The following is an 11,407-nucleotide window of genomic DNA, read 5'->3' on the forward strand; positions in this document are numbered from 1 at the left end:
GGGTGATATTACTGGCCAGTAACCTCGGTGACATTTCTCTCGCCACCGTCGAGGTTTCGGTGACCGAAGCGGGCATCGAACCGGTAGCGACTATCGTCGGGTGCCATGCACGCGCACCCACTCGTCACCGAATATCTGCGTCTGGGACTGGCGTTCGACCGACTGGAACCCGGATTCGTCGACGCCTACACCGGCGATCCGGCACTGCGCCGGGCCATGGAGTCGGCACCCGCGCCGCAGCCGCGCGAGCTGGCCGACCGGGCGGCACGGCTGCGAAAGGAACTGCCGGAGGCCGGCCTGAGCGAACAGCGAACCGAGTTCCTGGCCGCACATCTGCGGGCGCTGGAATGTTCTGGTCGCAAGTTCGCCGGCGACGACATCTCCTTCATCGCGGAGGTGCGCGCCTATTTCGATGTCGACATCGAGCTCGGTGACGTCGACGAGTATCAGGATGCGCACCGGCAGCTGGACGAGGTCCTGGCGGGCGACGGCGCACTGCTCGAGCGCATGACCGCACATCGCAAGGCCGACGAGATTCCGCCGGAGCGTCTCACCGAATGTGTCCAGGCGTTCTCCGGCGCCCTGCGCGAACTGGTGCGCGAACGCTATCCGCTGCCGGACCACGAGCAGGTGGAATACGAGATCGTCGGGGACAAGCCGTGGTCGGGATTCAACTACTACCTCGGCAATTACCGGTCGCGGGTCGCGATCAATTCCGATCTCAAACAACATATGGCGAATCTGCCGGCGCTGATCGCGCACGAGGCCTATCCCGGCCATCACACCGAGCACTGCCGCAAGGAGGCGGGACTGGTCGCCGCCGGGCAGGACGAGCAGACGCTGTTCCTGGTCAACACCCCGCAGTGCCTGATGGCGGAGGGTCTGGCCGATCTGGCCCTGAAGTCGATCGTCGGCCCGGACTGGGGGATCTGGGCTCAGCAGATCTACGCCGATCTCGGCCTGCGCTTCGACGGTGAACGAGCACAACGGCTTTCGATCGCCTCGGCGAAACTGCTCGGGGTGCGCCAGGACGCGGCGCTGCTGCTGCACGATCGCGGCCGCGAAGCCGACGAGGTGGCGGGATTCCTGCAGCGCTGGAGTCTGAGCACCCCCGAGCGTGCCCGGCAGTCGCTGCGGTTTCTGTCCTCACCGCTGTGGCGGGCCTACATCAGCACCTACGTCGAGGGCTACCGGCTGCTGGGTGGATGGCTGGACCGCGCCGCCGACACCGCGGACCGGGTGGATCGTTTCGGGCGACTGCTCGACGAACCATTGACCCCCGCGGCACTGCGGCGGATGTGAGCGCGCCGAAGGCGAAGCCGGCGTTCACATCGGCATCATGCACGGCTGCCCGGACGACAGCGTGCACAGGAGATTGTCCAGCCGCATCATGAGTGCCTGCAGGGGATTCGTGGGGACGAAGAAGGGCTGCATGATCGACTCCTCATATCGCGTATCCGGTATCGGGCTGCTGTGGGCCCGATACCGGAATATCGGCACGAATCGCGATTCGGTTAGCAATACGAATTAATTGGACGATCGTGATGTGCATCGCATTGTCCGATTCCGGAGTATCGATCGATCCGCACGGATCCGATTTCGGAATCCGATCCGGGTTCGCTCCGAGCTGCGAACCCGGATCGGGGGAATCCGTTCTCCCGGTGAAACCGGGGCTACCCGCCCCAGCCGGAGCAGCCGGCAGCGCCACCCGACGAGATCGTGCAGGTGGACTTCAGGAGGGCGAAAAGCAAATCCTGAATCGAGTTACCGGTACCCGCGGTGAAATACAGCATGTGAACCCCTGAGTTGCTCGAATGAGACGATAACGCCGTCATTGTCGTTGGCAGCTCGGCGAATGTTACGGGGTTTCCGCGGCCCGGCAAGCCCCCGATGCTGAGGGCTCATCACGGGACGCGGGACGTGCCCGCCGGGGCGCGTCGCGGTCACCGTGGTAACCGATGACGGTGTCTGCGAGCTCGTCGCGGCCACCGCATAGACTGTTCCGCGTGACCCAGACGACCGCCGCATCTGTCAACACCCAATCGCTTGTCGAGCTCGATCCGGAGCTGGCTGCCGCGATGGCGGGCGAGCTCGCCCGTGAGCGCGACACCCTCGAGATGATCGCGTCGGAGAATTTCGTGCCGCGCGCGGTGCTGCAGGCGCAGGGCAGTGTGCTGACCAACAAGTACGCCGAGGGGTATCCGGGTCGCCGCTATTACGGTGGTTGCGAGCATGTCGATGTGGTCGAGGATCTGGCGCGTAATCGGGTCAAGGAGTTGTTCGGCGCCGAATTCGCCAACGTGCAACCGCATTCGGGTGCGCAGGCCAATGCCGCGGTGCTCATGTCGCTGATGAACCCGGGTGAGAAGCTCCTCGGTCTCGACCTGGCCCATGGTGGTCACCTCACCCACGGCATGCGCCTGAACTTCTCCGGCAAACTCTACGAGGTGCACGCCTACGGGGTGAGCAAGGAAGATCATCGCGTCGATATGGACGCGCTGCGCAAGCAGGCCCTCGAGGTGCGGCCGAAGGTGATCGTGGCCGGCTGGTCGGCGTATCCCCGGCACCTGGATTTCGCGGCCTTCCGTGAGATCGCCGACGAGGTGGGCGCTTACCTGTGGGTCGACATGGCGCATTTCGCCGGTCTGGTCGCCGCGGGGCTGCATCCCTCGCCGGTCCCGCACTCCGATGTGGTGTCCTCGACCGTGCACAAGACTCTCGGTGGTCCCCGCTCGGGTCTGATCCTGGCCAAGCAGGAGTTCGCCAAGAAGCTCAACAGCGCGGTGTTCCCGGGCCAGCAGGGCGGTCCGCTGATGCATGTGATCGCCGCCAAGGCCGCCGCGTTCAAGATCGCCGGCACCGAGGAATTCAAGCAGCGGCAGGAGCGCACCCTGTCGGGTGCGAGGATCCTGGCCGAGCGGCTCACCGCCGCGGATGTGGCCGGTAACGGTGTCACGGTGCTCACCGGTGGTACCGATGTGCACCTGGTGCTGGTCGACCTGCGTAATTCACAGATGGATGGTCAGCAGGGTGAGGATCTGTTGCACGAGGTCGGAATCACGGTGAACCGCAACGCCGTTCCGTTCGACCCGCGCCCGCCGATGGTCACCTCCGGCCTGCGTATCGGTACCGCCGCACTGGCCACCCGCGGCTTCGGCGACACCGAGTTCACCGAGGTGTCCGACATCATCGCCACCGCCCTGGCCGGCAACGCCGACCTCGACGCACTGCGCGCACGGGTCTCCAAACTGGCTCTGGACTTCCCGCTCTACGAGGGCCTCGAGGACTGGAAACTGCTCGGCTGAGGGCGGTGATCCGGTAGCGCTTTCGGCCCGGTGGGGCCGCGCTCAGGCCGATCGACGTCATCGTGACGCCGGTCGGCCTGTGTCGTTCCACGGGCCCGTGGGCAATGGTCGATCCTCGGCTGGCCGAATATCGTTGCCGCTCGGGCCGATTCGCGTGATCAGTCGTGGTTGCGGAGATATTCGATGTAGAGCGGCCGCAGCACCTCGGCGATCTTGCCCTCGCCCGCGTGGACGTAGTCGTCGAGCATCGGCACGACGTACTTGATGTCCGCCTCGCTCTCCCCGAGATCTCCGGTGGCCGCCGCGGCCGCGGGGATCTGCTCCAGCAGGCGCCACAGGAACTTCACATCACCGTGGCGCACGGCGTGTTTGACGGCTCGGTCGTGCAGTTCCTTCGACGACAGCTTGTCCAGTTCCGCAGGATCGCTCATGAGCCGACTCTAGTCGTCGGAACCGGCCCGTGGGCAACCGCGTAGCTGACCGATAGCTAACGGTGGGCGTTAACTACATATTCATCGACACGCCTGTCATCTCGGGAGCCGGAATCGCAAAACCGCAGTACCGTCGAAGTGCGAGCCGCGTCGTTGTGGCTCGTGCGGGAGGTCCTGATCGTGGCTGAGAAACTCAGTACGAGGGGGCCGGTACCCGGCCCTCGGGTCGTTTGACTCCAGGGCGGACCGGTCCAGCGAGAACGTCCGTGCGGGTATGGCACGGACAACAAAGGAGCCCACCGTGACTGATGCACGCTCCGTCATCGCTCCCTCGAATACCCGCTCCGAAAAGAGCGGAGGCTCCGGAAAGGGAGCCGGCACCTCGCCCCGCAAATCCTTCGTGATCGACACCTCCGTGTTGTTGTCCGACCCCTGGGCAACGACGCGCTTCGGTGAGCACCATGTGGTGTTACCGCTGGTGGTGATCAGCGAATTGGAGGCCAAACGGCAGCATCACGAACTCGGCTGGTTCGCTCGCGAAGCCCTGCGCAACCTCGACGATCTACGCCTGCAACACGGGCGTCTCGATCAGCAGGTGCCGATCGGCACCGCCGGCGGCACGCTGCAGGTGGAGTTGAATCACACCGACCCGAGCGTTCTCCCGGTCGGGTTCCGCACCGACAGCAACGACTCCCGAATCCTCGCCTGCGCCCTGAATCTGGCCGCGGAGGGGCAGCGAGTGGTGTTGGTGTCCAAAGATATTCCGCTACGGGTCAAGGCGGGCGCGGTGGGCCTGCCCGCCGAGGAATATCACGCCCAGGACGTGGTCATCTCCGGATGGACCGGAATGGCCGAACTGGAGGTCGCCGCCGACGTCGTGGACCGGCTCTACGCCGATTCGGTGGTCGATCTGGACGAGGCGCGTGATCTGCCCTGCCACACCGGTATTCGGCTGCTCGGTACGAACGGCAGCGCGCTGGCCCGGGTGACCGAGGACAAACGGGTGCAGTTGGTGCGCGGGGATCGCGAGGTGTTCGGGCTGCACGGGCGTTCGGCCGAACAGCGGATCGCGCTGGATCTGCTGCTGGACGAGAGTGTGGGCATCGTCTCGCTCGGCGGTAAGGCCGGCACCGGCAAATCGGCGCTGGCGCTGACCGCGGGCCTGGAAGCGGTGCTGGAGCGCCGATCTCAGCGCAAGGTGGTCGTCTTCCGGCCGCTGTACGCGGTGGGCGGCCAGGAACTGGGCTACCTGCCGGGCAGCGAGAGCGAGAAGATGGGCCCGTGGGCCCAGGCGGTCTTCGACACCCTCGACGGGCTCGCGAGCCACGAGGTGCTGGAGGAGGTGCTTTCCCGCGGCATGCTGGAGGTGTTGCCGCTCACCCACATTCGGGGCCGGTCACTGCACGATTCGTTCGTGATCGTGGACGAGGCGCAATCGCTGGAGCGCAATGTCCTGCTCACGGTGCTCAGCCGGCTGGGCAGCGGTTCCCGGGTGGTGCTGACCCATGATGTCGCCCAGCGTGACAATCTGCGGGTCGGACGGCACGACGGAGTGGCCGCGGTGATCGAAAAGCTCAAGGGGCATCCGCTTTTCGCGCATGTCACGCTGACCCGCAGCGAAAGGTCGCCGATCGCGGCTCTGGTCACCGAGATGCTCGAGGAATACGGTCCCAACTCCTGAGCGGCCAAGGGTCTGAGCCAGCAAACTTGTGGAATATGGTTCATCTCACACGATGACGGGTATATTCCGCCAAGAACCCTGTTCGGTGCGATCGTAGGTTCTCCACTTCGATTCGCTGGATCGTAGCCGGGCGCTGGCAAGCCGGTCGGTGGTATCGCTTGTCGCGGTGCCACCGGCCGGCACCTTTCGAGAGGATGGACATGCACCACTTCGCTCGACGTTCCGCCGCCGCCGCAATGGCATTCGCCGGTGCGGCACTCCTGTTCACCGCCGCCTGCAGCAGCGACGACAACGACAACAACAGCTCGGCCACCACACCGGCGACCGGTATGGCCGAGACCACCGGCGCGATGGCCTCGGGCACCATGTCCCCGGGTGAGATGCCGCCCGGCACCGCCGCGGCGACCGAGACCAAGATCGCCACCCAGAACGGCGAGGAGATCGCCGTTTCCGGCCACATCCTGACCAAGTACACCGAGATGGGCGCGGTGCAGAGCCCGCTCGGTGAGCCCACCGGCGCGTCCGTCGAGGGGCCCAACGGTGGCTCCTGTCAGGAGTTCACCGGCGGTGCGATCTGCTGGAGCGAGCCGACCAACGCCCACGTCGTGTGGGGTGACATCCGCACGGCCTGGGAGGGCGACGGGGGCGTGAACGGCAATCTGGGCTACCCCACCAGCGACGAGAAGGACAACCCGACCGGTAAGGAGAGCGACTTCACCGGCGGCACCATCACCTGGAACTCGTCGGACCGGCAGACGCAGGTCACGCCCAAGTAGGACGGGGCGACAGCGCAGCGGCGGTGGGACGATGCCACAGTCCCGCCGCCGCTGCGCTGTGCATCGCAGGTAAATCCACCGATACGGGCGAACAGTCGGTACGTTGTCGGGGTGCAAACTCTGTTGACCGACCGTGAGCTGCTGGAATCGCTGGCCGAAGCCGTGGAGGAAAACCTCCGGCGACACGATGGCGAGGTGCGGGACTGGCTGCCGCACGACTATGTGCCGTTCAGCGACGGGCGCAGCTTCGCCTTCCTCGGCGGTGTCGACTGGGAGCCGCAACAGGTCGAACTCGGCGAGATTGCCGCCGTTTCACTCACCGTGAGCGTGCTGATCGCTGACAATTTGCCGTCGTACCATCGTGAGCTCGGCAAGCGGCTGCGCAGCGGCCCGTGGTGGCGTTGGGTGGGCCGGTGGACGGCAGAGGAGAACCGCCACGAAATCCTCATCCGCAACTACCTGATGGTGACCCGCGCGGTGGATCCGGTGGAACTCGAGCGCGCCCGGATGGAGCATATGACCATCGGCTTCCGTCGCCCGGCCATGCACCTGCTCGATGTCCTCGCGCAGTGTGCGTTCGAGGAGACCGCCTCCGGTGTGCGGCATCGCAATATCGCCGCGCTGCAGGAGAATCCGATGGTGACCTCGATCGCCGAGCGGATCGCGATCGACGACGAACTACAGGCGGAGTTCTTCGCCGATCTGGTCGCGGCCGCCCTGGATCTGGTGCCCGACCAGACCATGCGTGCCATCGCCGATCGGATCGCGAACTTCGGTGTTCCCGAGCTGATGCTGCCCGACGGCCGCAACAGCACCGAGGTACTGGCCGCGGCCGGAGTCTACGATCCTGCCCGGACCGGTGAGCTGGTGTTCGCGCCGCTGCTCGAGCGTTGGAACATATTCTCGCGCACCGACTTCGGTGACGCGGGCGTGGCGGCGCGCGCCGAGATCGAGCATCTGCGGCGCTGAGTCGACGGTCGTGGTACGCGCGCCGGCCGTGTGTGCCACGGCCCGGCCGCCATCGGCGCGCGAGGCGATCGCCGATGGCGAATCCGCTGCCGGTCGGCGCCGGGGGCGGAACCGCTCGACCGCCGGCTATCGGCGGCGAATCATGTTCCAGACTCCCGCTGCCGTACCGCGCAGGAAGTTCTCCCAGCTGAAGTGGTCGTGCCAGAGGGTGATGCGACCGTCGACCAGTTCGAAGGTGCCGCACACCCAGAAGGCGATCTCCAGCGGGCCCATGCGCAGGTAGTCGGTGCGCACGGTCAGTACCGTCTCGCCCTCGACCGCCGGCGCGCCGTCGAGTTCCGCGGCGATGTGGTGTATGTCGGCGCGGAAGCCGAAGGACGGACGGTTCAGCCCCCGCAGGACTCCGCGGACGCGCTGGGCACCACGGATATCGGGCAGCGAGGTGTTCTTCCAGACGATGTCGGGATCCACCAGATCCAATGCCTCGTTCACCGCGCCCAGTTCCATCGCGGCGAAGAACTCGCGCACTGTGGTCACGGCGTTCTGTTGTAGCTCCGGTAGTTCGGCCATAGTCCGACTGTAAGCGTGCCGACGCGCCGACGGGGGACGATCGAGTTCGTTTCGCGCCCGAATGGTCCTCATTCGCGCCGTCGCGCGATCAAGGCGGCCACGCCGTCGAGGATGCGATCGATGCCGTAGTCGAAGGCCGCGTCGCCATCGGCGGGGCCCGAATCGGCGAATGCGGCGACGACCTCGGGAAAACGCTCGGCGTGTTCGGTCAGGATCTCGCCGACCCGGCGGGTGATGTCGTCCTCGGCCTGTTTCGAGCCGCGGCTCACGGTCTGCTGGACCAGGCTGCGGACGTGGCCGTTGAGCAGCACCACGGTGTCGAGTCGTTCGGCTCCGGTGAGGCCCGTGCCCGCCAGGGGGGCCAGTGCGGCCTCCATCCATTCGAGTTCGTTCGGACCCAGCGGTCGCGCGCCCGCGCTGAGTTCGATGGACCACGGATGGGCGCGATAGCGCTCGTCGATGGTGCGGGCCCAGTCTCGCAACGCCGCGCGCCACGGCTCGGGGTCCGATCCGGTGGGGTGCCGCGGCGGGGGCGCGCCCAGCCCGGAATCCAGCATCAGGGTCGTGAGCTCGGCCTTGCCCGGGACGTACCGGTACAGCGCCATCTTCGCGCAGCCCAGGCGCTCGGCGAGTCGCTGCATCGACACTGCGCCCAGGCCGTCGGCGTCGGCCAGCGCGATGGCCTCGGTGACGATGCGGTCCAGTGACAGCGACGGCTTGGGGCCGCGCCGGGGGCGCTGCGGGGCGCCCCACAGCAGTTCGAGGGCAGTCGGTCCGGTCATGGGAACCATCCTCTCCGAAATTCGCGCTTGACGAGAAACTGCGTCCAACATACGCTAAATAGCGTCCGGTAGACACAGTTAAGAATTCGGGAGTCATCATGCGGAAAACGACAGTTCTCATCTCGGGTGCGAGCATCGCCGGTCCGGCGCTGGCCTACTGGCTGCAGCACTACGGTTTCGCCGTCACGGTGGTCGAACGGGCCCCGGAGTTGCGACCCGGTGGGCAGGCCATCGACTTCAAGGGCGCGACCCAACGGACCGTGCTCGAGCGGATGGGCATCTGGGACGAGATCCAGCGCCGGCAGACCGGGAAGACCGATATGGTGATCACCGATGCGCAGGGTCGCGAATTGGCCGAGATCTCAGGCGATTTCACCGGGGGTGACGTGGAGATCCTGCGCGGCGATCTGGCCGCGATCCTCTACGAGCGCACCGCCGCGGACTGTGAATACCTGTTCGGCGATTCCGTCACCGCGCTGCGTGAGACCGGCACCGGGGTCGAGGTCGAATTCGAGAACGCGCCCGCGCGCACCTTCGATCTGGTGGTCGGCTGCGACGGCATCCATTCCCGGGTGCGCGCGCTGACCTTCGGTCCCGAGGCCGATTACGTCAAGCACATGGGCTATTACTACTGCACCGCCGGTGCGGCCGGGTGGGGTCACGATCCGGAGGCGCCGGCGCAGCGCAACCGATCGGCCGCCTACAACGAGCCCGGCAGGCTCGCGGTGCGGGGCGGTAACAAGGCCGCGCACCTGTACATGTTCGCCGCCGATCGGCTGGAGTACGACCGGCGTGACGAGGCGTCCCAGCGGCGAGTGCTCGCGCAGGCGTTCGCGGGGGCCGGCGGACCCGTGCCCGCGATGATGAGCGAGCTGGGCGACTTGGATTCGTTTTATCTGGATTCGCTCGGGATGGTGCGGATGAAGGGGGGCTACAGCAGGGGGCGCGTCGCACTGGTCGGTGATTCGGCCTACGGAAATACGATGGGCGGCTTCGGCACCGGGCTCGCGGTGGTCGGTGCCTATGTACTCGCGGGTGAGCTGGCACTGGCCGGTGGCGACCATGCGGCTGCTTTCGCGCGCTACGACGAGATGATGAAGCGTTACGCCAAGATCGCGGGCCAGTCCAACGCCGGTCGCTTCCTGGCGCCGCGCACCGCCCGGGGTATGCGGATGCGGAACTGGTTCCTCGGATCATGGCTGTTCGATCTGATGCTGAAGTACAGCGACAATGCCGCCAACGATGTCGATCTGAAGGACTACCAGGCGCTGGTGGCGGCCGCCTGATGGGTGCTCCGGCCCCGCTGGATCACGAAACCCGATGGGTAACAGCCGGATCCGGCAGTGAAGCCGGACCCGGCGGTGCACGATCCTCGGTTCATTCCCGGTCGTCGACCTTCGCCATGGACAGTACGTCGAGCCGGCGATCCAGCTCCTCCTCGGACAGCTTCTCGCCGATCAATCCGCGCTCGACCACCGTCTCGCGAATCGTTTTATGTTCCCGCAGAGCCTGTTTGGCCACCGCGGCGGCCTCCTCGTAACCGATCGCCGAATTCAGCGGCGTCACGATCGAGGGCGAGGATTCCGCCAGGCGGCGCAACCGCTCGGTATCGGCGGTCAGGCCGGCGACGCACTTGTCGGCGAACAGCCGGGATACATTGGCCAGCAGACGAATCGATTCCAGCACGTTGCGTGCCATCACCGGAATGTAGACATTCAGTTCGAAGGCGCCGTTCCCGCCGCCCCACGCCACCGCGGCATCGTTGCCGATCACCTGTGCGGCCACCTGGGTAACCGCTTCCGGCAGTACCGGATTCACCTTGCCCGGCATGATCGACGAGCCGGGCTGCAGATCCGGAAGCTGAATCTCCCCGAGACCGGTGAGCGGGCCGGAACCCATCCAGCGAATATCATTGGCGATCTTGGTCAGACTGATGGCGACGGTACGCAGCGAACCCGAGATCTCGACCAGGCCGTCGCGGGCGGCCTGTGCCTCGAAATGGTTGACTGCCTCCGACAATGCGTCCAAGCCGGTCGTCTTGCGCAGTTCGGCAACGACCTTCGTGCCGAACCCCGCGGGCGCGTTGAGACCGGTGCCGACCGCGGTACCGCCGATGGGCAGTTCACCGAGCCGGGGCAGCGCGGCGATCAGACGCTCGGAACCGGCCTCGACCTGGCGGGTATATCCGCTGAACTCCTGACCGAGCGTCACCGGCACCGCGTCCATCAGGTGGGTGCGTCCGGACTTCACCACCGTGCGCCACTCGGTGGCCTTGTCCAGCAGCCGCAGCCGCAGGTGGTCCAGCGCGGGCAGCAACTCCTTCATCACCGCCTCGGTGGCCGCCAGATGGGTGGCGGTGGGGAAGGTGTCGTTGGACGACTGGGACATGTTGACATCGTCGTTGGGGTGCACGGCGACGCCGCGAGCGGCGGCCAGGCTCGCGATCACCTCGTTGGCGTTCATATTTGAGCTGGTGCCCGAACCGGTCTGGAAGACGTCGATCGGGAACTGCTCGTCGTGACGGCCCTCGGCGATCTCGTTCGCGGCGGCGATGATCGCGCCGGCCTTGACCTCGTCGAGCAGGCCCAGATCTCGGTTCACCGCGGCACAGGCCGCCTTGAGCAGGCCGAGAGCGCGGATCTGGGCGCGCTCGAGGCCACGTCCGCTGATCGGGAAGTTCTCCACCGCACGCTGGGTCTGAGCCCGCCACAACGCGTTCACCGGAACGCGGACCTCGCCCATGGTGTCGTGCTCGATGCGATACTGCGTCTCGTCGGTCATGATCCGACAGTACGTTTTTTTTGGCCTTCGCTTCGCTCCGGCGGGGTTCGCGGCCCCTTGGTCTCGCCGTTCGGGTGCCGCTGCTTGCTCCTTCGTCGCTTGCGCAGCGGCA

10 protein-coding genes are annotated in these 11,407 nt (G+C 66.3%); 6 read left to right on the forward strand and 4 right to left on the reverse strand.

The window, feature by feature from the left end; translation table 11 throughout:
• The first annotated feature begins 105 nt into the window (after nucleotides 1-105).
• Entirely contained in the window at nucleotides 106-1,302 is a 1,197-nt protein-coding gene (locus tag AB0L57_RS24655) for a DUF885 domain-containing protein (RefSeq protein WP_364966469.1), read from the forward strand.
• 704 nt (nucleotides 1,303-2,006) lie between these two features.
• A complete protein-coding gene (glyA, locus tag AB0L57_RS24660) occupies nucleotides 2,007-3,305 on the forward strand; it encodes a serine hydroxymethyltransferase (RefSeq protein WP_364966471.1) in 1,299 nt (432 codons plus the stop codon).
• Nucleotides 3,306-3,463: 158 nt separating this feature from the next.
• Here the strand turns inward: glyA and AB0L57_RS24665 are convergent, their stop codons facing one another.
• Entirely contained in the window at nucleotides 3,464-3,736 is a 273-nt protein-coding gene (locus AB0L57_RS24665; RefSeq protein WP_364966474.1) for a hypothetical protein, read from the reverse strand.
• A 301-nt stretch (nucleotides 3,737-4,037) separates the two neighbouring features.
• On the opposite strand from AB0L57_RS24665, the gene AB0L57_RS24670 reads away from it, so the two are divergent.
• From AB0L57_RS24670 to AB0L57_RS24680, 3 genes are all read left to right on the forward strand, one after another.
• The gene (locus AB0L57_RS24670; RefSeq protein ID WP_364966476.1) at nucleotides 4,038-5,417 is read left to right on the forward strand and encodes a PhoH family protein; all 1,380 of its coding nucleotides are present in this window, start codon (nucleotides 4,038-4,040) and stop codon (nucleotides 5,415-5,417) included.
• Between the two features lie 200 nt (nucleotides 5,418-5,617).
• Nucleotides 5,618-6,193 carry an esterase gene (locus AB0L57_RS24675; protein WP_364966479.1) on the forward strand — a complete coding sequence of 192 codons (576 nt, stop codon included), beginning with the start codon at nucleotides 5,618-5,620 and terminating at the stop codon, nucleotides 6,191-6,193.
• 111 nt (nucleotides 6,194-6,304) lie between these two features.
• The gene (locus tag AB0L57_RS24680; protein ID WP_364966482.1) at nucleotides 6,305-7,162 is read left to right on the forward strand and encodes an acyl-ACP desaturase; all 858 of its coding nucleotides are present in this window, start codon (nucleotides 6,305-6,307) and stop codon (nucleotides 7,160-7,162) included.
• A gap of 126 nt (nucleotides 7,163-7,288) precedes the next feature.
• On the opposite strand, the gene AB0L57_RS24685 is transcribed toward AB0L57_RS24680, so the two are convergent.
• Both AB0L57_RS24685 and AB0L57_RS24690 read right to left on the reverse strand, forming a co-directional pair.
• Nucleotides 7,289-7,732, reverse strand: a complete 444-nt coding sequence (locus tag AB0L57_RS24685) for a limonene-1,2-epoxide hydrolase family protein (protein WP_364966485.1) — start codon at nucleotides 7,730-7,732, stop codon at nucleotides 7,289-7,291.
• 68 nt (nucleotides 7,733-7,800) lie between these two features.
• Nucleotides 7,801-8,514: a TetR/AcrR family transcriptional regulator gene (locus tag AB0L57_RS24690; RefSeq protein WP_364966488.1), complete on the reverse strand. Its 714-nt coding sequence runs from the start codon at nucleotides 8,512-8,514 to the stop codon at nucleotides 7,801-7,803.
• A gap of 98 nt (nucleotides 8,515-8,612) precedes the next feature.
• Between AB0L57_RS24690 and AB0L57_RS24695 the strand changes: the two genes are divergently transcribed.
• Nucleotides 8,613-9,800 (forward strand): FAD-dependent monooxygenase, encoded by a 1,188-nt coding sequence (locus tag AB0L57_RS24695; protein ID WP_364966491.1) that lies wholly within the window; start codon nucleotides 8,613-8,615, stop codon nucleotides 9,798-9,800.
• Nucleotides 9,801-9,891: 91 nt separating this feature from the next.
• Here the strand turns inward: AB0L57_RS24695 and AB0L57_RS24700 are convergent, their stop codons facing one another.
• Nucleotides 9,892-11,295, reverse strand: coding sequence for a class II fumarate hydratase (locus AB0L57_RS24700; RefSeq protein ID WP_364966494.1), 1,404 nt, complete (start codon nucleotides 11,293-11,295; stop codon nucleotides 9,892-9,894).
• Between the last annotated feature and the right edge of the window lie 112 nt (nucleotides 11,296-11,407).

The organism is Nocardia sp. NPDC052254, assembly GCF_040679495.1.
Classification (GTDB): Bacteria; Actinomycetota; Actinomycetes; order Mycobacteriales; family Mycobacteriaceae; genus Nocardia.